Origin of the sequence: Acidiphilium sp., from assembly GCF_049977125.1 — a bacterium.
Classification (GTDB): domain Bacteria; phylum Pseudomonadota; class Alphaproteobacteria; order Acetobacterales; family Acetobacteraceae; genus Acidiphilium.
Map to the genome: position 1 here is coordinate 15,635 of NZ_JBMFGY010000026.1, position 20,669 is coordinate 36,303.

Consider the following 20,669-nt stretch of genomic DNA (forward strand, 5'->3'; position numbering starts at 1 on the left):
ATCCGGAGGGAGTTTTATCGCTCATGCCGATCGTCAATCCCATCATCGGGCCGCGCTGCCAAGCGCAGATAGCGCGCGGCGAGGCGCGGCAGCACCAGCAGGGTCAATATCGTCGTGCTGGCCAATCCGCCCAGAATAACAATCGCCATCGGCCCCTCGATTTCATCGCCCGGCGAACCCGCCGCGAGGGCAAGCGGCAAGAGCCCGATCGCGGTGACCGTCGCGGTGATCAGAATCGCGGGTAATCGGTCCATCGCCCCCTGCCGTGCGGTCGCGGCGGACCAGGTCAGCCCCTCCTGGCGCACCAGCCGCCCGTAATGGATCAAGAGGAGCAGCCCGTTGCGAAGCGACAGGCCGATCAATGTGACCAGCCCGACCATCGCGCCGAGGCTGAGTGTGCCGTCCAGGCATAACCACGCCGCCCCGATCCCGCCGGCTAGCGCCACCGGCAGGCCGAGCACCATGACCGCCACAGCCCGTGCCTCGCCGAATGCCAGGCCGAGCAGCACAAGAATGATCACGAGCGCAATCCCGGCATGGAGCAACAGGGAGTAGCGTGCCGCCGCGCCCGCCACCGCGCTGCCGCCATAGGTCACATAATCATCGCCGCTCAGATGCCGCGCCGCGATTCGCCGCTTGACCGCAGCCAGTACCATAGCACCCTGCCCGGGTGACACCTGCACCGTCACCACTTGCACCTGCCGGCCGGCGTTGTGCAGAATGAGCGCGGGCGCCGTGGTCTGGCTGATCCGCGCCACCGCGCCGAGCGGCACCACCCGCCCCCCCACGCCACCGATCGGCAGCGTCGCAAGGCTCGCCGGGTCGGCACGGTCGGCGCGCGGCAGCGTCACAACGATCGGCTCGAGCGCGATGCCCCGATACACCGCCCCGACCTGATCCCCGGCATAGCCCGCGCGTATCGCCGACAGCATCCCCCGCGCGGTCACGCCATAACGCAGCATCGCCGCACGGTCGGGTGCGATTGACAGCACCGGCGTATCCGGCGGTGCCGCAACCGACGCGGCGACGACGCCGGGGATGTTGGCAATCCCGCGGGCGATCCGCCCGGCATCATACGAAATAGCAGCCAGATCGGTGCCATAGATCGAAATCACCAGTGGCGCGGCGAAACCGGAGAGGCTTTCATGGATACGTTCGGTCAGAAAACTGTTGTTCCACCAGCGCAAACCCGGCACGGAGTCGATTGCCGCCATGATAAGCCGTTCCGCCGCGGCGCTATGGGCATTACCCGACTGACTGAGCGTGATATCGACCTCCGCCTTGTTGACGCCGGGATGACCGTTGCCGAGGCTCGCGCGGCCGATATGCTCGACCACATCGGCCACCTCAGGCAACGGCGCGAGTTTCGCATAAACCTGCCGCCCGATCGTGAGCATCGTGTCGATCGAGGTTCCGGGAGCGGCAAGATAATGCGCGATCATATCCTGCTCGCGGAATTGCGGCAGAAACCGCACCCGCAGCAGTGGCAGGCTCGCCATCAGGCCGATCACCAGGATAACGAGAACGATCGCCGCCCCCCGCCCGCCGCGCGCGGTGCGGTCCAGAACCCGGCCATAGAGGCGGCGAGCAACCGCCATCGGTACCGCATCCCGTCCTGATGGGCGACGCACCAGAAGCAAGGCCGCGAGTGCCGGCGTCAGAGTCAACGCCACCAGCAACGAGGCAAAAATCGCCGCCAGATACGCAATGCCGAGCGGTGCGAACAAACGCCCCGCGACGCCACCCAGCACGAGCACCGGCGTGAACATCACCGCCACGCTCAGCGTGGCGAACACGATCGCGCTACGCACCTCGACCGAGGCGCGCAGGATCACCCGCAGCGCTGGAACGGGCGGTACCCGCGCACGATTTTCGATCAGACGGCGATTGATGGCTTCGACATCGACCACGGCATCATCGACGATCTCGCCCAGAGCGATGGCCAGCCCGGCCAGCGCCATCGTGTTCAACGTGATGCCGAGCGCGTCCAGCACCATTGTGGCCATCAGCAAGGCCACCGGAATCGAGATGAACGAGATCAACGCGATCCGCCAGTTCCGCAGCGTAAGCAGCAGAACGAGCAGGATCAATCCGGCCCCGATGAGCAGCACCCGGCCCAAATCGGCGAGAGCCTCCCGCACGAATGCCGAGGGTGCCAGCGCATGCGGATCGACCCGGATGCCCTGTCGCTCCAGCCCCGGGGTCAGCCGTGCCAGCGCAACTTCGGCTCCATGCGCGACATCCAGCGTGTTGGCCCCGGATAACGAGGAGACGATCAACAGCAACCCGGGTTTGCCGTGAACCAGCGCCGCACCGTAGCGCGGTGCCGGCGCCGTCACGATCCGCGCGACGGCACCGAGTCCGAGCGGCACACCCTGGCGCACCCCCAGGAAACTATCGGCGAGCGCGGCAGCGTCACGGGTCTGGCCGTGGGTGTCGAGCAGGAGTTGCTGATTACCCGTATCGATGAACCCGCCGCCCAGCACGGCACTCGCCGCGTGAGCCGCCCTCGCGACCGCGCCCAGGCTGAAACCACTCGCGATCAGCGCCGCCGGCCGCAGTCGGACCTGCAGTTGCGGCAGCGCAAGCCCGAACACCACGACATTCGCGACACCCGGCACCGCCCGCAGCGCCGGCCGGATCACGGTTTCCGTCATCGTGCTGAGACGCATCAGGCTCATCCCTGGCGCGTCGAGCCCGATCTCGACGGCCGTGCCGGTGGCCGACTGCATCGGCATGATCACCGGCACCGCGCCATGCGGCAGCGTTGCCGCGAGGCTGGCCAGCCGTCCGGCAACGCGCTCCCGATCGCGATCGACATCGGTGCCGCCGTGAAACACCAGATCGATCACCGAAATTCCCGCCGCCGATTGCGAGCGCACACTGGCCAGCCCCGGCATGCCGCCCAGTCCCGGTTCGAGCCGGTCGGTGATCGCCTGCTCCACCTCGCGCGGATCGAGTCCCGGCGCGTCGGTCTGGATCTGAACGCTCGGAGGGGTGAATTGCGGAAACACCCCGTAATGCGCGTGCGGCAGCGCCGCCGCCGCGCGCAATGCCACTCCGGCCACCGCCAGCACCACCACGATCCGGTAGCGTAGCGACAGGCGAATGATTGTTTCAATCATCGTCGGGCCGCACGTGATCGGTTTGCGCCGCGTTGATCGACAGCAGCAGCCCGGCCCCACCCACCGCCACCGGCTTTCCCTGTGGCAGCACCGTCTTCGACACGAAATAGCCGCGCAAATCCCCGTGTACGCGCACTGGATCGGTCAGAGGGATCGGCGTCAATCGAAACTTTCCCGGGGCCATCTCGACAAATACCGCTGAACCGCGGCGCCGATAAATCACCGCCGATGCCGGCACGATGGCGCCGGTCTGCGCCGCCTTGTCCCGCAGTTGCACCGCGAGCGGCAGACCCGCCGGCAGCAACGGTCCGCTGTAATACAATCCTTGCCCGACCAGCCCCGTTGGCACCCGCCCCGACGTGCCGAGGAACCGGAGAATGACGGTTCGGCCGCCGAAATCGCGTGCCGTCGCCGTGCGTGAGGGTGACCGCAACGACGTCATGCCGAGGCTGAGTTCGACCAAAGCGGCCTTGCCCAGGGCGATGGCCGCGACCGGCCCGGTCGGGCGCGTGATCACCGCCGCGATCGCTGCGCCGTAGCGTGTCACGGCCTGTGCATGTAGTGCCGCGAGGTTCGAGGCCGCGGACGCCTGCGCCGCCTGCGCCCGCTCCAGACTCGCCGCCGACACATTGTGGCCGGCCCGATAGAGAGCTTCCGTGCGCGCCAGATCAGTTGCGGTCAGCCGTGCCTGCACCTCCGCCGTGATCAGCGCGAACCGCAGCGCCAGCAGCCGTGACGGGTCCTGCACCACGCCATCGGCATCCCGCACCGGCCAATAGCGGATCAGCGGCAACCGGGCGGTCACGACGCCACCCGCCGCCGCCGCCGGCGCCGCGATCGTGACGCTCCGCGCCGACGCACCCGAGGGAAAAAAAACGAGCAGCGCCAATAAATACCGCCTGATCATGATCATCTCGTCAGCAATCGTTGATGGGTCGCGTCTTCGAGCTGCCCCAGCGCGGCACGTTCCTGAGCGCGCGCGGTCAATGCCTCCTGAAACGCAAAATCGGCACTCTGCCGCGCACCGAGCCAGCGCAACCGGCCGATCGCCCCGGCGCGGAACGCCTGATCCGCCTCGGCCACCGCCCGATCAGCACGACGCACGCTCCGATCGGCGGCAAGCGCCACGACCCGGCTGGTCCGCCAGTCGCGCCGCGCCTGATCGATCTGCGCCAGTACCTGGGCCTGCGCCGCCTCGAACCGGGCGGCGGCCAATCGGCGCTGCGCCCGTGCCGTCGCGATCGGCCCCTGATTCTGGTTGAACACCGGCAGCGGCAGCGACAGGGCGAGCAGAAATTTATTGGCGCCCTCGTCGTAATGATAACCAGGTCCGATCGTAAATCCCGGATATTGCCGATCGATCGCCAGCCGCAGCCCGTCCTGCGCCGCCTGATACTGTGCCAGCGCCGCAATCACCACCGGCCGGTCAACCAGGGCAACCCGCACCATGGTGGTCAGATGGCGCGGCGCCACCACCCGGTGGAATGCCGCCAGATCGAGCGGAATCCCCTCCAGCGCCGCCGCCGGCATGCCGATCGCCGCGGCCAGAACCGTCATCGCCAGGGCCTGCCGTCGCACCGCCTCGACGGCGGCGAAGCGCGCCTGCGCCGCCGACAGTCGCGCGCTGGTCACCACCGGCGTCGCAATCATGCCGGCAGCCTCCCGCTGTGCCAGAACCCGCACCACGGCGGTTGCGTTCGCCGCCGCGCGCGCTGCCAACCGTGCCTGCGCCCGTGTCTGCCAAACACCAAGCAGGGCGTCGCGAACCCGTGCCCGTTCCCGCCAGGCCGCCGACATAATCGCGGCCCGCGCCGCCGCGATCCGTGCTCGCGCCGCCGCCGATGCCGCCGCCCGCGACCCGAAACTGCTCACCACGAAATCGACGATCGGGCCGATCTTGATCGGCGAGGGCAGCCCGGCGGCGGTATCATAGGTCGGGCTCAGCCCCAGCACCGGATTAGGGATCGCCCGCACCGAGATCAAATGACCCCTCGCCACCGCCGCGGCCGCCACCGCGATCCGCAGATCGGGCCGCTCGTACACCGCCACCAGGGTCAGAGTGCCGATGCGCCACCGCGGCGCCGGATGCCCCAGCGCCGTGAGAAACCGCGTCAATCCCGGATCATCGAGCCGCCGCGCGTCAAGGCGCGTCGCCCGCGCCACCGGATCGATCGGCTGGGGCACATACCGCGCGCAGCTCGCCAGCACCACCGGCAGCGCCAGCCCGACCAAACCCAGCCTTGCATTCAAGCCCTTCATTTCGCCACCAGCCCTAGCCGGCCCATCTGACGGTTTCCGAACCGCCACCTGACGAAATCGTCAGACACGGCGTTTTGTTCAGGCCGTCACAAGCGGAAGACGCAGGATCACCGTGGTGCCAACACCCGTCGTGCTCTGGATCGCGACACTGCCGCCATGCAGCGCTGCAATGCTGCGCACCACGGCCAAGCCAAGACCGACATTGCCGCTCCGGCTCGACCGGGCCGGATCGGCTCGATAGAACCGGTCAAAGACATGCGGCAAATGCATGGCGGCAATGCCGCAACCGGTGTCGGTGACGGCAACCTGCAGCATCCCCGGTGCATCGGGTGCGGCCGTCACGCTCACCCTGCCGCCACGCGGCGTATGCGCGATCGCGTTGGCGACCAGATTACCGACCGCCTGCTGAAACAAAGTGCGATCGACCTGTGCCACCAACCGCGCCGGACCCGGCGGGATCAGGCTGATACCGGCATCAGCCGCCGCCGGCTCGTAGAACTCGACAATCGCGGACAGCGCGACATCGAGGTTCAGCCCCTCGCATTGTGGCACCACCCCGGCACTTTCGGCGCGTGCCAGGAACAGCAGACTATGAATAACCCGGTTGATCCGCCCACATTCCTCCAGCGCCGAGCCCAGCACATCCCGATAGGCCGCAGCGCTGCGCGTCCGGCCGAGAGCGACCTCGAGCTCGCCGCGCAAATTGTTGATCGGCGTGCGCAGCTCATGCGCGACATCGGCGGAAAACTGCGAAACCTGATTGAACGAGGCTTCGAGCCGATCGAGCATGTCGTTGAAGGTTTCCGCCAACGCTTGCAATTCGCCCGGCAGACCCGCGACGTCGAGGCGCTCATGCAGCGTTGTGGCGCGCATCCGCCGCGCGGCGGCGATAATTCGCGCCACCGGCCGCATTCCGCTGCTGGCGATGGCATAACCGATCGCGCTGCACAGGCCGAGGGCCACGATCAGGACGAGTTGCAGCCGCTCCCGGTCACTGACCAGCACACGCTGATCATGGCTGAGATCGATCGCAACCTGAAGGACCGCCGAGCCGGCGGGCCCGCGCCGCACCCGTTCGCTCAGGGTTTCGAACATCTGGCCGGTCTCGGTCTGCACGCGGCCGATCACCGTTTGTCCGAGCGGTAACGCCAGCAGCGCGGGAAAACCGACCAACGGCACCGACCGATCCATCCCCGTGGTCTGGAGCATGACGCGGCCATCCGGCGCGATGACCCTGACCTCGATCAACGCAGGGCGCGGGACCCCGGATTGAGTGGGCAACGCCACGCCATCGGGCACGGCGCGCAGCAACAGGCGCAGCGTCGCGGCGGTGTCGGTGAGAATCCGTCGGTTCTCCGCCCGCAGATTCCCCGCGACCGTGCCATACAGCACCCCGGTCGCGACCAGCACCAAAAGAAACGCGGTCGCAGCGTACCAGGCGGTCATCCGGATCACGATCGATCCGGCATCGCGCGATCGCGCCGTGCGGCTTGGCCCCGATGGCGGCGGCTCAGCGCCGGGATCGGTCTTCAAGCACATATCCGATACCGCGCACCGTATGGATCAACCGTGCCGCGAACGGGTCGTCCACCTTCGCCCGCAACCGATGCATATGGACGTCAACCACATTGGCCCCGCTGTCGAAATTAATATCCCACACTTGTTCGGCGATTAATGTGCGGGTGATGACATCGCCCGCGCGGCGCGCGAGCAACGAGAGCAACAGAAATTCTTTAGGTGTCAGATCAAGCACACACCCCGCACGGCTCGCGCGATGGCGCTGAACGTCGATTTCAAGGTCGCCGACCTGCAGCGTCGCCGCTTGTCGCAGCGGGCCGCGCCGCAGGATCGTGCGGATGCGCGCCAGCAGTTCCGAGAACGCGAACGGCTTGACGATATAATCATCGGCGCCGAGTTCCAGCCCGTGCACCCGGTCAGCCACATTGTCCCGCGCCGTCAGGAACAGCACGGGCGTCAAATCACGCCGCCGCCGCAATGCCTGCAACACCGACCAGCCATCCAGCCCCGGCAACATGACGTCGAGGATGATCAGGTCATAATCACCCTGCCGCGCCAGCGACGCCCCGATTCCGCCATCTTCGGCGATGTCGATGCTGAAACCGTTCTCCTCCAGACCTTTCTTGAGAAAACCGGCGGTCTTGATCTCGTCCTCGATGATCAGAAGCTTCATCGTGCCTCAGCCGTGTCAGGCGCGGTTGCCAGGATCACCGGGGCAGCCACCCCTCCGGTGTCGGTAGGGCGCCGCACGATCCGGTGTCCGGGTATCGCCTCGGCCAGGCAGCGCAACGCCGCGTCGCGCTGCCCGGCATGGCGGGGCACCGTCACCAGCGACCAGACCCGGCGTTCGCGTTCAATCGAAACGCTGCCGAGCCAGACCCGCGCAAACCCTTGCGAAACGGTCGGGATCGTCACCGCCGAACGCCACAAGCGAAATACCAGCCGCTCATCGGGCCGCAGAAAGCCACCGGTCTTGATCATCACCAACACCGCCTCGCGGCCATCCGCCAGGCGCGGCAGCACCGGCAGAGTTGCTGGATCGATCGGGGCGGCAAACAGCCGCAGAATTGTGCGCACATCCCACGCCACCGGTCTCCGCCATCCTGCCGCCACAAGGTCCGCCCGCAAAACCCGCGGTGATCCGAGAAACTGGAGTGCGAACGGCTGATCGAAGGTCCCCAGCAAGGCAAGCGGGCGCGGTGTCTGCGCCATCCAGCCGCCGTGCCACCAGACGGCGCGCGCCATCGTCCGGCTATCGCGGCTGACCGCGTAATAACGTAACGCCGCGCGCGCGCTGATCATCGCATCGACGCCGCCAACACCGATAATCGCGAGCGCGACCACCGCGCTCATCCCCGCTGGCCGGACCGTCTCGATCGGATGGGTCAGATACGCCAGGCTCAGAACGCTGGCCCAGGCCGCGCCGAACGCCACCGCCTCCAGCGCGGTCGAGAGGTAATCCGCCCCGAGATACAGCCGTGACACGGTCATTCCGAGCAGAAAGACAAGCGTGATAAGGGCGATTCCCGCCCGCAGCACGAAACCGCCATGCCGACCGATCACCACCGCCATGAATACCAGAAGCGCCACCAAAACCGCCAAGTGACTCCCCGGAAACGGCAGGAGGCTGATCCCCCCATCCCGCTCGAACGGTGCGGGCCGGCGCAGCGCCAGGTCGAGCACCGCCGAAAACAGCATCGCCCCGATCAGCGCCGCGATCACATACGCCATGGCGCGCCAGGCCCGCCGCCGATCGAGCCAGAGCACGACGCCGCCGACCAGCGCCACCACAACAATGCCGCTGCCGGCCGCACTGAACCACACGGCAGCTTGCGCCGCCCACCCCACGCGCAGCGACAACAGCAAATGCAACACCGCCCGGTCCGCGGCGACCAGCGGATCACCCGCGATCAGATCCTGCATCACGCCGAACAACAGCCACAGGCTGGCGACCAGAATCCCTCCCAGCACCGCCAACCCCGGCAATTCCGCCCAGGCGGAGTCGAACAAAAACCGCACCGGCCGCCGTAACCGGCTCTCGCGTGCGCCGGCCCACGCCAGCACCGGCCCGCGCAGTTGGCTCAACCACCCCAACACCGCACGCAAGGCCCGAGGCGCGAACCAGACCAGCGTCGCCAGCGCCACAACGCCGAGACCGAGCACGACGCCGATCATGTCACGATCATCCCAACCAATTTACATTCCGTTACCAATCCACCATCCAGCCGATCACTTTTGTTAACCAATTCAGCCTAATCTCGGACGCCATTGAACGTGAGGATGTTGTATCATGAATGTCGAAGCCGTTGCAGCCGCCAGCCAGGTCGCGCCAACCCAGGCCACCGGCGCCGCCCATGCCGGTGCCAGCGCGGGAGGCAGCGGCAAATCCGGAGCGAGCGCCAGTTCGGGTGCGAGCGCGAGTTCAGCGTCCGACACGACGACGGTGGTGACAAATCCGGATGGCAGCACCACAACGACGGTCACCGCTCCGAACGGCTCGATTGTCTCGGTCATCACCACGGATCTGCCGAGCAGCGGCGCCAGTCCGGGCTCGAGCAGCAGCTCCGGCACCGGCAGCGCGGGCACCAACCCAGCATCCCTGCTCAACATCAGCGCCTGATCGCCGCACGCCCACCCTCGCTGAGGCCGCCTGCCCGGCCTGCTTGACCCCGAAGCCGAACCCGGCTGATACAGCCCGGATGGCACGCATATTTTCAGGCATCCAGCCCACCGGCATCGCACATTTGGGTAATTATCTCGGCGCCATCCAGAACTGGGTGGCACTGCAGCAGGACAATGAAGGGATTTATTGTCTGGTCGATCTGCACGCGATCACCGTATGGCAGGACCCCGCCGCGTTGCGCGCGCAGACGCGGACCAACGCCGCCCTGTTGATCGCCTGCGGCATCGATCCGGACAGGAGCATTCTGTTTCACCAATCGGCCGTCCACGCGCACACGCGACTTGCCTGGATCTTCAATTGCGTGGCGCGTTTCGGCTGGCTGAACCGGATGACCCAGTTCAAGGATAAAGCCGGTAAGGACCGTGAAGCGGTCTCGACCGGGTTGTTCGTCTATCCCAACCTGATGGCCGCCGATATCCTTGCCTATCACGCCACCGAGGTGCCCGTCGGCGACGATCAGAGCCAGCATCTCGAACTCGCCAACGACATCGCGCAAAAGTTCAATCACGATTACGAGACGGATTTTTTCCCCACCATCCACCCGCGCATCATGACCAGCACCGCCCGCATCATGAGCCTGCGCGACGGGGCCAAAAAAATGTCGAAATCCGACACATCGGACCAGAGCCGGATCAATCTGACCGATGACAACGACGCCATCGCCCAGAAAATCCGCCGGGCCAAAACCGACCCGGCCGACCTGCCCGATCACCCCGAAAAACTCGAAACCCGCCCCGAGGCCCGCAACCTGGTCGGCATTTTCGCCGCCCTCGCCGGCATCACCCCGGCCGAAGTGCTGCGCGATCACGCCAACCAGGGATTCGGCCACCTCAAAGAACGCCTGACCGAACTGGTGATCGAAACACTCACCCCGATCCGTGACGAAACCAATCGCCTCGCCGCCGACCCCTCCCATATCGACAGCGTTCTGCACCGCGGCGCCAGCCGCGCCGCCGCCATCGCCAATCCGATCGTCGCCGAAGCCGAACGGCTGGTTGGCCTGCTGCCGGCCCCATGAGGCGCCTCGCTGCCCTGCTGGTCTTCGCCACCAGCCTCGCCTCCGCACAAGCGGCCACCAGCAAAGCCGATGACGGCGGCACCCTGCGGCTGATCACCACCGCCGGCTCAGGCTCGTTCGACCCCCAGATCAACTATACCGAACGCTATTGGGAGATCTTCCAGGCGATGTACGATGGTCTGGTCACCTTCGCGAAAACCGGCGGCGCAAAATCGCTCACCATCGTACCCGATCTCGCGACCGACGTGCCAAAGCCGACCAACCACGGGACGACCTACGTCTTTCACCTGCGTCAGGGCATCAGATTCTCCAACGGCGACCCCGTGACGGTGCAGGCCGTCGCCCATAGTTTCCGCCGCCTGTTCAAGGTGAACAACCCGAACGCCGGGACCTGGTATGACGTGATCGTCGGTGGCCGCACCTGCAACGCGCATCCACGTCATTGCACGTTGCCCGGCGTGGTGACCGATGCCGCGACCAACACGATCACCATCCATCTCCGGCACCCCGATTCCGAATTTCTTGACCAGTTGGCGGTGCCCTTCGGCGCCATTCTGCCGGCCGATACGCCCGATCACGACATGGGCACCCACCCGATTCCCGGCAGCGGTGCCTATATGGTGCAATCCTATAACCCGTCCGGCGGCATCGTGATGGTGCGCAATCCGTATTTCCACCAATGGAGCAGGCTTGCCCAACCGAAAGGCTATCCCGACAAAATCGACTATCGCTTCGGTCTTTCGGCGGAATCCCAGGTCACGGCCGTTGAAAACAACCAGTATGACTGGATGTTTGAAGACGTCCCCGCCGACCGGTTGAACGAAATCGCAACGAAATTCACCAAGCAGGTCCACATCCACCCGGTCAACTGGTTCTATTACGCCCCGATGAACGTGAATATTCCGCCGTTCAACAACAAGGATGCACGCCTTGCCGTCGAATACGCGGTCAATCGCGAATCGATGGTCAAACTGTTCGGCGGCAACGCGCTGGCCAAACCGGATTGCCAGATCCTCCCACCCGAAATGCCCGGCTATCAGGCCTATTGCCCCTACACCAAAAACCCCGGCCCCACCTGGTCAGCGCCGGACTGGCAACTCGCGCATGAATACATGAAAAAATCCGGCATGATCGGTCAGCACGTCACGGTGATCACCGAAGTGCAATCGCCGTTCCGCCAGATCGGCATCTATTTGCAGGATGTTCTCAACCGCCTCGGGTTTGTCGCCAACGTCAAGCCGATCTCCTCGAATATCGAATTCAACTATATCCAGAACACCAACAACAAGGTCCAGATCTCGATCACCGATTGGGATCAGGATTATCCCGCCGCCTCGGATTTTCTCGACGTCCTGTTCTCCTGCGGTTCATTCCGAAAGGGGTCCGACAATTCGATCAACATCTCCGGCTTCTGCGATCCCGGCATCGATACCGAAATGGCGCAGGCCGAAACATTATCACTTCTCCATCCCAACGCCGCCAATAAAATCTGGGCGCATGTCGATCACCAGATCACCCGCCGCGCCGTCGTGGTCAGCCTGTTTTCAGTTGCAAAACTCGATTTTACCTCCGCCACGCTGAAAAATTTTACCTTCAGCGGTGAATACATGTTTCTGCCCCAACTCGCGGTGGTCAAATGAGCGACACGCTACAGAGCGAACCCGACCTTGCACCCCCCGCGCCGGGTTACTGGACCCTGGCCGGGCGCAAACTGCTGCACGACCGGGCCGCGATGATCTCGCTCGCCATCCTCCTCGTCATCGCGCTGCTCTGCGCCTCGGCACCTTGGTATGCGGCCCATATCGCCCACACCAACCCGTTCCGCTCGAACCTCTCCGGCACCGTGATCCGCCACGGCAAAACCATCGAGGTGCTCGGCGCCGCGAACAACCCGCTTCACCTCGGCATCGAGCCGATCGGCCCGTCCTGGCGTCTCGGCCCCTACATGCTCGGCGCCGACCAGCAGGGGCGCGACGTCGCGGCGCGGATGCTCTACGGCGGGGAAAATTCGCTGACCATTTCTTTCGCCGCCGCCGCCATCTGCCTCCTCCTCGCCGCGATCACCGGCATCCTCGCCGGGTTCTTCGGCGGCTGGGTCGATCGCATCATCTCCTGGCTGCTCGATGCGCTCTGGGCGTTCCCGGTCTTCCTTCTCGCCATTTCGCTGTCGGTGGTGCTGATCGCGCACGGGATCAATTTCGGCTTGTTCCGGCTCGACGCATCGAGCCTCGCGTTGCCGATCACCATCATCGGCGTCATCTACGTCCCCTATGTCGCCCGGCCGGTGCGCGGCCTGGTGATCGGCCTGCGCCAGAGCGAATACGTCCTCGCCGCCATCGGCATCGGCGCGCCGGCCTGGCGCATCCTGTGGTACGATATCCTGCCCAATGTCATCTCTTCGCTGGTGGTATTCGCGCCTCTGATCGTCGCCCTCGATCTGCTGACCGAAGCCGCCCTGTCGTTCCTCTCGATCGGCGTGCAACCCCCCGCCGCAAGCTGGGGCACCATCATCCATGACGGCGAGAGCCTGATCTACACGCGCCCGATCGTCGCCATCGCGCCCGGCCTCGCCATCGTCATCACCGTGCTCGCCCTCAACATCCTCGGCGATGGTCTGCGCGACGCGCTCGACCCGCGCGCGAAGCTGCGGAACTGACATGCTGGCCACCATCCTCCGCCGCCTGACCCATATGATCGCGGTGCTCTTCGGCATCTCGGTCCTGGTCTTCCTGATCTTCTTTGCCACCCCCGGTGCCAATCCAGCGGCGCGCATCGCCGGCAAGAATGCCTCACCGCAGACCCTCGCGCGCGTTGAACAGCAATTCGGCCTCAACCGGCCGCTCCCCGTGCAATATGCGCTGATGATGAAAAAAATCTTCATCACCCGCAACCTCACCTCCTACGTCAACCTCGGCGAAAAAGTCGTCCCGCAGGTGTTCAAAGCCGCCCCGGTCACGCTCTCGCTGGTTGCCGGCGCCGCCGTCATCTGGATCGTCTGCGCCATCGCGATCGGCGCGCTGGCCGCCGCCTTCCGCAACACCTGGATCGATCGCCTCCTGATGGTGCTGTCCCTGATCGGCATTTCCATGCCGGTATTCTGGGTCGGCACCATGGCCAATTTGTTCACCCAGGGCATCTGGCATCACACCTGGCTGTTCTCCTGGGTGCCGCCGCTCGGTTATGTCGACTTCACGCAGTCGCCGAGCCTATGGTTCAAATCGCTATTGATCCCGTGGATCACTCTCGCCATTCTCTACATCGGCCTTTATGCCCGCGTCCTGCGCGCCGCCTTGATCGAGACCATGCAGGAAGATTTCATCCGCACCGCCCGCGCCAAAGGTCTCACCGAACGCCAGGTCCTGCTGCACCACGCCCTGCGTTGCTCGCTGGTCAGTGTCGTGACCTTATTCGGCCTCGATTTCGGCGTGCTGGTCGGCGGTGGCGCCTTGCTGACCGAGGTGGTGTTCGGTCTGCAGGGCGTCGGCTACCTGACCTATCAGGCGCTCGAAACCCTGGACCTGCCGATGATCATGGCCACCGTCATCTATGCCTCGGTCTTCGTCGTCGTCTCCAACGCGGTGGTCGACATCGTCTACGCCGCGTTCGACCCCCGCATGAGGCTCCGCCGATGACCCCTCTCCTCGAAATCAGCGACCTTGCGGTCAGCTTCCGCACCCGCACCGGCCTGATCCGCGCGGTCGACGGCGTGAGCTTCAGCATCGCCGAACGCGAAATTCTCGGCATCGTCGGTGAATCCGGCTCCGGCAAATCCCTCACCGTGCTCGCCATCCTCGATCTGATCGGCGACCCCAACGCCATCCTCACCGGCTCGATCCGGTTTCGCGGCACCGAACTGCTCGGCCAGCCACCGGCAACCCTGCGCAAGCTGCGCGGCGGCGCCATCGCCATGATCTTCCAGGACCCGATGACCGCCCTGACCCCGGTCTTCACCATCGGCGCCCAGATCATCGAACAGATCCGCATCCACACCGACCTGTCGCGCGCCGGCGCCAAAACCCGCGCGGTCGAATTGCTCGATGCCGTCGGCCTGCCCGACCCCACCCGCATCGCATCGCGCTACCCGCAGGAACTCTCCGGCGGCCAGCGCCAACGCGCCGTGATCGCCATGGCGCTCTCCTGCAACCCCGCCCTCCTGCTCGCCGATGAACCCACCACCGCGCTCGACGTGACGGTCCAGGCCCAGATCCTCGAACTGATCCGCAAGCTGCGCGACGATTTCAATTCCGCCGTCATCCTGATCACCCACAACCTCGGCGTCGTTGCCGAAACCGCCGATCGCGTCGCGGTGATGTATTCCGGCCGCATCGTCGAAACCGCCGCCACGAGCGCCCTCTTCGCCGATCCCCAGCATCCCTACACCTGGGGCCTGCTCGGCTCGATGCCGGCGCTCGACGGCATCCGCCGCCCCCGCCTCGCCACCATCCCCGGCCTGCCCCCGGCGCTTGACCGCCGACCGCAAGGCTGCGCCTTCTCACCCCGCTGCGCCTTCGTCCGCCCGGCCTGCCTCGCCGCACCACCCCCCTTATCCGGCACCGGGCACCCCACCGCCTGCATCATCCAAGCCGCCGAACGCACCGCCGCCCGCGCCCAGGCCCTCGCCGCATGACCACCCCACTCCTCGCGATCGATCGCCTCTCGAAAACCTACACCACCGGCAGCTCGATCCTTTCCTCCGGCCGCACCGTGATCAAAGCGGTCGATGCCGTCTCCTTCACCATCGACTATGGCGAAACCCTCGGCCTGGTCGGCGAATCCGGTTGCGGCAAATCCACCCTCGGCCGCTGCGTCACCCGCCTGCTCGATGTCACATCCGGGACCATCACCCTCGCCGGCACCGACATCACGCACCAACGCGGCGCCAGCCTGCGCGAAACCCGCGCCGATCTGCAAATGATCTTCCAGGACCCCTACGCCTCGCTCAATCCGCGCCGCCGGGTGCGCGACATCGTCGCCGAACCGCTGATCGTTCATCACCGCGGCAACCACCGCGCGGTGCGCGCCGCCGTCACGGGCCTGATCGCGGATGTCGGGCTCCGCCCCGAACACCTCGATCGCTTTCCCCATGAATTCTCAGGCGGCCAGCGCCAGCGCGTCGGCATCGCCCGCGCCCTGGCGCTATCGCCAAAACTGATCATCGCCGATGAACCGGTCTCCGCCCTCGACGTTTCGGTCCAGGCCCAGATCATCAACCTGCTGACCGACCTGAAACGCACGCGCAACATCGCCATGTTGTTCATCGCCCACGACCTCGGCGTCGTGCGCCAGATCGCGGATCGGGTCGCGGTGATGTATCTCGGCACCATCATCGAGCTCGGCGCCACCGAACAGGTCCTGACCTCGCCGGCCCACCCCTACACCGAGGCCCTGATTTCAGCGGTACCCACGGCCACGCCCGTCGCCGGGCGCCGCCGCATCACCCTCGCCGGCGATCCACCAAGCCCGTCCAATCCGCCGGGCGGCTGCCCGTTCCACCCCCGCTGCGGCTACGCCACCGAGGTCTGCAAAACCACCAAACCATCGCTCGCCGTTCAACCCGACGGCAGATTGACCGCCTGCTTTCATCCCCGTCCGGTCTGACACGCCGGCACGCGAGCATCAACGCACGGGCCGATGCGTCACGACACCGCCGCGCGAAGCGCCGCACCCGCCGCCAGCGGCGCGAGCGGCAGGAATAGCGCAAGCAAACCCAACAGCATGGCGAACTCGGCAACCGGATGCGGCGTGACGGCCCCGGCAGCGCCAAAGATCAGCGCAGGGATCATCAGCGGCAGCGCGATCAGGGGAAGCAGCACGGTGCCGCCGCGCGCACCGAGGGTGATGGCGGCACTCATGCCACCCACCAGCGACAGCAATATCGTGCCCGGCAACAAAGTGAGCAGCAATTGTGGCACGGCCGACTCATCGAGGCGCAGCATGATGGCAACCGGCCCGGCAATGACCAGGAGTGGCAAGCCGGTGGTGAGCCAGTGGCCGATGATCTTGCCGAATGCCACAGCACTGGCCGGCAAGCCGGAGACCATCAATTGATCGAGCGCGCCATCCTCATAATCGGCGGCAAACAGCCGGTTCAACGGCAATAACGCCGCCAGCAGCGCGATCACCCAGATCACGCCAGGCGCAATGCCGGACAGAACCGTCGGCGCCGGTCCGATCGCGAAGGCGAACAGACTCGCCGCGATGATGAAAAACAGCAGCGCGGCCACCGAATCACCGGCATGGCGCAGGGCAAGAATCAGCTCGCGGCGGATCAGCGCCAGAAATTTGGTCATGAAATCGTCCGGCTGAGGTCGAGCGGCTTGGCATCCGGCAGGTCGAGCGGCAAATGGGTTGCCGCGATGATCATGCCGCCGCGGGCGCGATGCGCCGCAAAATTGCCCTCAAGCCGGCGGACCGAGGCCGCATCAAGACCGGTGGTCGGTTCATCGAGCAACCAGAGCGGGGCGTCGCTGAGCGCGAGGCGCGACAGAGCGAGGCGGCGGCGCTGACCCGATGACAGCAGCCGGGCCGGCAGATCAGCGAAACGATCAAGATCAACGGTCGCAAGCGCCGCAACGATCTCTGACCGGGCGACTTTACGGGTAAGGCCCAGATTATCAGCGACGGTGAGGCCCGGCTTGATCGCATCCATATGCCCGACGAAGGCGAGGCGCGTCGCATGCAGCGGCGGATCGTCGAGCGCGTCCTCGCCGTTCCAGAGCAACGCACCGGCGGCCGGCGGTGTCAATCCGGCAAGCAGACGGATCAGCGAGGACTTGCCCGCCCCGTTCGGTCCAACCAGCAGCAGCGCCTCACCGGCCCGGAGTAAAAAAGAGACATTTGCGAACACAAGACGTTCACCGCGGATCGCGGCCAGATTCTGGGCTTCCAGCATCGCTAGACTGCCGCTTCAACGATGGACGCGCGGCTGTCACCGTGATTAAAGCGGAGGACAACTCGATTTTGCTGCGGCGCGAAACGCCGAACGCTGCGAAGGGGAACCCGCGTGATGAACATGATCGGTCAGGACAGTCTGAAAGTGGAGACGACGCTGCGCGTCGAGGACAAGGAGTACACCTATTTCGCACTCAATGCCGCCGCTGAAAAGCTCGGCGATATTTCCCGCTTGCCGCGCACGCTGAAAATCCTGCTCGAAAACGTCCTCCGCTTCGAAAACGGCACCTCCTACACCGTCGAAGACGCCAAAGCCCTCGTCGCCTGGGTCGATGCCGCCCATTCCGAACGCGACGTCCCCTTCCGCCCCGCCCGCATCCTGATGCAGGATTTCACCGGCGTCCCCGCCGTGGTCGACCTCGCCGCCATGCGCGACGGCATCGTCAAGCTCGGCGGCAATGCCGACAAGGTGAATCCGCTGGTGCCGGTCGATTTGGTGATCGACCACTCCGTGATGGTCGACGTGTTCGGCCGCAAGGACGCGCTGGAACGCAATGTCGAACTCGAATTCGAACGCAACGGCGAACGCTACGAATTCCTCCGCTGGGGCCAGGAAGCCTTCGACAATTTCCGCGTCGTCCCCCCCGGCACCGGCATCTGCCACCAGGTCAACCTCGAATACCTCGCCCAGGCGGTCTGGACCGCCACAACCGACGGTAAAACCCTCGCCTACCCCGACACGCTGTTCGGCACCGACAGCCACACCACAATGGTCAACGGCATGGGCGTGCTCGGCTGGGGCGTCGGCGGCATCGAGGCCGAAGCCGCCATGCTCGGCCAGCCGATCGCCATGCTGATCCCCGACGTCATCGGCTTCAAACTCACCGGCTCCCTGCGCGAAGGCATCACCGCGACCGACCTCGTCCTCACCGTCACGCAAATGCTCCGCAAAAAAGGCGTCGTCGGCAAATTCGTCGAATTCTACGGCGCCGGCCTCGACCAGCTCCCGCTGGCCGACCGCGCCACCATCGCCAACATGGCCCCCGAATACGGCGCCACCTGCGGCTTCTTCCCGGTCGACCAGATCACGCTCGACTACATGAAACTCTCCGGCCGCGACGAACACCGGATCAAACTGGTCGAAGCCTATTGCAAAGCCCAGGGCCTCTGGCGCGACGAGTCCGAACTCCTGTTCTCCGATACGCTGGAACTCGACCTCTCCACCGTCGAACCCTCCCTCGCCGGCCCCAAACGCCCGCAGGATCGCGTCGCCCTCTCCAAAGCATCCAGCGCCTTCGCCACCGAACTGACCAAATCCCTCGGCGTCCCCGCCAACGACATCGCAACCAAAGCCGAAGTCGCCGGCAAGAACTTCTCGATCACCCATGGCGACGTCGTGATCGCCGCCATCACCTCCTGCACCAACACCTCCAACCCCTCCGTCCTGGTCGCCGCCGGCCTCGTCGCCCGCAAAGCCCGCGCCCTCGGCCTCAAACCCAAACCCTGGGTGAAAACCTCCCTCGCCCCCGGCTCGCAGGTCGTCACCGAATATCTCGACAAATCCGGCCTCTCCGCCGATCTCGACGCGCTCGGCTTCGAGACCGTCGGCTACGGCTGCACCACCTGCATCGGCAACTCCGGCCCGCTCGACGACGCGATCGCCGAAGCCATCGAAGACAACAAACTCGTCGCCGTCTCCGTCCTCTCCGGCAACCGCAATTTCGAAGGCCGCGTCCACCCCAACGTCCGCGCCAACTACCTCGCCTCACCCCCGCTCGTCGTCGCCTACGCCCTCCTCGGCACCATGAGCCTCGACATCACCACCGCCCCGATCGGCCAGGACCAATCCGGCCGCGACATCTTCCTCAAGGACATCTGGCCCACCACCAAGGAAATCGCCGACCTCGTGAAATCCTCCCTCACCCGCGAGATGTTCCTCGACCGCTACGGCGACGTCTTCAAAGGCCCGAAACAATGGCAGGAAATCGAAGTCGAAGGCTCCGCCGAAACCTACCGCTGGTCCAGCGCCTCCACCTACGTCAAAAACCCCCCCTATTTCGACGGCATGACCATGGACCCCGCCCCGGTCACCGACATCAAAGGGGCCCGCATCCTCGCCCTGCTCGGCGATTCCATCACCACCGACCACATCTCCCCCGCCGGCAGCTTCCGCGCCACCACCCCCGCCGGCGAATACCTCGCCGAACGCCAGATCCTGCCCAAAGACTTCAACTCCTACGGCTCCCGCCGCGGCAACCACGAAATCATGATGCGCGGCACCTTCGCCAACATCCGCATCCGTAACGAAATGCTGAACAACGTCGAAGGCGGCTACACCAAACACTACCCCTCCGGCACCCAGATGCCGATCTACGACGCCGCCATGCGCTACAAAGCCGAAAACATCCCCCTCGTCGCCTTCGTCGGCCGCGAATACGGCACCGGCTCCTCCCGCGACTGGGCCGCCAAAGGCACCATGCTCCTCGGCATCCGCGCCGTCATCGCCGAAAGCTTCGAACGCATCCACCGCTCCAACCTCGTCGGCATGGGCATCCTCCCTCTGGTCTTCAAAGACGGCACCACCCGCAAAACCCTCGACCTCAAAGGCGACGAAACCATCGACATCCTCGGCCTCGACGCCCTCACCCCCCGCATGGACATCGAAATGCTGATCCACCGCACCAACGGCACCACCGACAAAACCACCCTCCTCTGCCGCGTCGATACCAAAGACGAAGTCATGTACTACGAAAACGGCGGCATCCTGCACTACGTCCTGCGTAATATGGCACGGGCGGCGTAACGGGCGTTATTAAGTAAGGAAGGCTTCTTTTTTGTAAAAAAGAAGCAAAAAACTTTTGTTCATCTGGGTCCGGGGCGGTTTTATCGTCCCGGACCTAGCAAGACGTCGGTGGGGTGCTCTTCCGCACCCCACCCCTCCATCGATCGCGCCCGACCGGTCTTTCCCAAACTAACACTTTCCCACCCCCCGCCGCCTATGCTCTAACACCCCCATGAACGCGGCACTCACCCTCTTCACCCGCTTCGCGGGTTTCATCGCTAGTCTGAAAAAATCCATCGCCGCCGCCAGCGTGCCGGTGCAGGGCCGCCCCGCACGTCTCCCGTCCCCTTTCGGCGTCATGTTCCACGCCCGCCTGTCCCGCCTGACCACCCG

General features: G+C 65.4%; 16 protein-coding genes. 8 read left to right on the forward strand and 8 right to left on the reverse strand.

What is annotated here, in order from left to right; all coding sequences use genetic code 11:
• Window positions 1-14: 14 nt before the first annotated feature.
• From ACP5E6_RS06470 to ACP5E6_RS06495, 6 genes are all read right to left on the reverse strand, one after another.
• Window positions 15-3,125 carry an efflux RND transporter permease subunit gene (locus ACP5E6_RS06470; protein ID WP_427953000.1) on the reverse strand — a complete coding sequence of 1,037 codons (3,111 nt, stop codon included), beginning with the start codon at window positions 3,123-3,125 and terminating at the stop codon, window positions 15-17.
• Complete coding sequence (locus ACP5E6_RS06475) at window positions 3,118-4,032, reverse strand: hypothetical protein (RefSeq protein ID WP_427953002.1); 915 nt, start codon at window positions 4,030-4,032, stop codon at window positions 3,118-3,120. Before ACP5E6_RS06475 ends, ACP5E6_RS06470 begins: the two co-directional genes overlap by 8 nt.
• 2 nt (window positions 4,033-4,034) lie before the next feature.
• On the reverse strand, window positions 4,035-5,384 hold the full coding sequence (locus tag ACP5E6_RS06480) for a TolC family protein (protein ID WP_427953004.1): 1,350 nt from the start codon (window positions 5,382-5,384) through the stop codon (window positions 4,035-4,037).
• A 78-nt stretch (window positions 5,385-5,462) separates the two neighbouring features.
• The gene (locus ACP5E6_RS06485; RefSeq protein ID WP_427953006.1) at window positions 5,463-6,917 is read right to left on the reverse strand and encodes a heavy metal sensor histidine kinase; all 1,455 of its coding nucleotides are present in this window, start codon (window positions 6,915-6,917) and stop codon (window positions 5,463-5,465) included.
• Complete coding sequence (locus ACP5E6_RS06490) at window positions 6,895-7,575, reverse strand: heavy metal response regulator transcription factor (RefSeq protein WP_427953008.1); 681 nt, start codon at window positions 7,573-7,575, stop codon at window positions 6,895-6,897. The genes ACP5E6_RS06485 and ACP5E6_RS06490 overlap by 23 nt, the downstream gene beginning before the upstream one ends.
• Window positions 7,572-9,077, reverse strand: coding sequence for an LssY C-terminal domain-containing protein (locus ACP5E6_RS06495; protein WP_427953010.1), 1,506 nt, complete (start codon window positions 9,075-9,077; stop codon window positions 7,572-7,574). The genes ACP5E6_RS06490 and ACP5E6_RS06495 overlap by 4 nt, the downstream gene beginning before the upstream one ends.
• A gap of 115 nt (window positions 9,078-9,192) precedes the next feature.
• Here ACP5E6_RS06495 and ACP5E6_RS06500 point away from each other — a divergent pair, with 115 nt between their 5' ends.
• The 7 genes from ACP5E6_RS06500 (at window position 9,193) to ACP5E6_RS06530 (ending at window position 16,201) form a co-directional block, all read left to right on the forward strand.
• Complete coding sequence (locus tag ACP5E6_RS06500; RefSeq protein WP_427953012.1) at window positions 9,193-9,522, forward strand: hypothetical protein; 330 nt, start codon at window positions 9,193-9,195, stop codon at window positions 9,520-9,522.
• Between the two features lie 79 nt (window positions 9,523-9,601).
• Complete coding sequence (gene trpS, locus ACP5E6_RS06505) at window positions 9,602-10,603, forward strand: tryptophan--tRNA ligase (RefSeq protein ID WP_427953014.1); 1,002 nt, start codon at window positions 9,602-9,604, stop codon at window positions 10,601-10,603.
• On the forward strand, window positions 10,600-12,243 hold the full coding sequence (locus tag ACP5E6_RS06510; protein WP_427953016.1) for an ABC transporter substrate-binding protein: 1,644 nt from the start codon (window positions 10,600-10,602) through the stop codon (window positions 12,241-12,243). The genes trpS and ACP5E6_RS06510 overlap by 4 nt, the downstream gene beginning before the upstream one ends.
• Entirely contained in the window at window positions 12,240-13,259 is a 1,020-nt protein-coding gene (locus tag ACP5E6_RS06515) for an ABC transporter permease (RefSeq protein ID WP_427953018.1), read from the forward strand. Before ACP5E6_RS06510 ends, ACP5E6_RS06515 begins: the two co-directional genes overlap by 4 nt.
• Window position 13,260: 1 nt before the next feature.
• Window positions 13,261-14,235 (forward strand): ABC transporter permease, encoded by a 975-nt coding sequence (locus ACP5E6_RS06520; protein ID WP_427953020.1) that lies wholly within the window; start codon window positions 13,261-13,263, stop codon window positions 14,233-14,235.
• Window positions 14,232-15,230, forward strand: a complete 999-nt coding sequence (locus ACP5E6_RS06525) for an ABC transporter ATP-binding protein (protein WP_427953022.1) — start codon at window positions 14,232-14,234, stop codon at window positions 15,228-15,230. Before ACP5E6_RS06520 ends, ACP5E6_RS06525 begins: the two co-directional genes overlap by 4 nt.
• Complete coding sequence (locus ACP5E6_RS06530; protein WP_427953024.1) at window positions 15,227-16,201, forward strand: ABC transporter ATP-binding protein; 975 nt, start codon at window positions 15,227-15,229, stop codon at window positions 16,199-16,201. The genes ACP5E6_RS06525 and ACP5E6_RS06530 overlap by 4 nt, the downstream gene beginning before the upstream one ends.
• A gap of 38 nt (window positions 16,202-16,239) precedes the next feature.
• Here ACP5E6_RS06530 and ccmB read toward each other — a convergent pair whose 3' ends face one another.
• Window positions 16,240-16,893 (reverse strand): heme exporter protein CcmB, encoded by a 654-nt coding sequence (gene ccmB, locus ACP5E6_RS06535; protein WP_427953026.1) that lies wholly within the window; start codon window positions 16,891-16,893, stop codon window positions 16,240-16,242.
• The gene (gene ccmA, locus ACP5E6_RS06540; RefSeq protein WP_427953028.1) at window positions 16,890-17,495 is read right to left on the reverse strand and encodes a heme ABC exporter ATP-binding protein CcmA; all 606 of its coding nucleotides are present in this window, start codon (window positions 17,493-17,495) and stop codon (window positions 16,890-16,892) included. Before ccmA ends, ccmB begins: the two co-directional genes overlap by 4 nt.
• Window positions 17,496-17,609: 114 nt before the next feature.
• Here ccmA and acnA point away from each other — a divergent pair, with 114 nt between their 5' ends.
• Window positions 17,610-20,297, forward strand: a complete 2,688-nt coding sequence (acnA, locus tag ACP5E6_RS06545) for an aconitate hydratase AcnA (RefSeq protein ID WP_427953029.1) — start codon at window positions 17,610-17,612, stop codon at window positions 20,295-20,297.
• The last annotated feature ends 372 nt before the right edge of the window (window positions 20,298-20,669 follow it).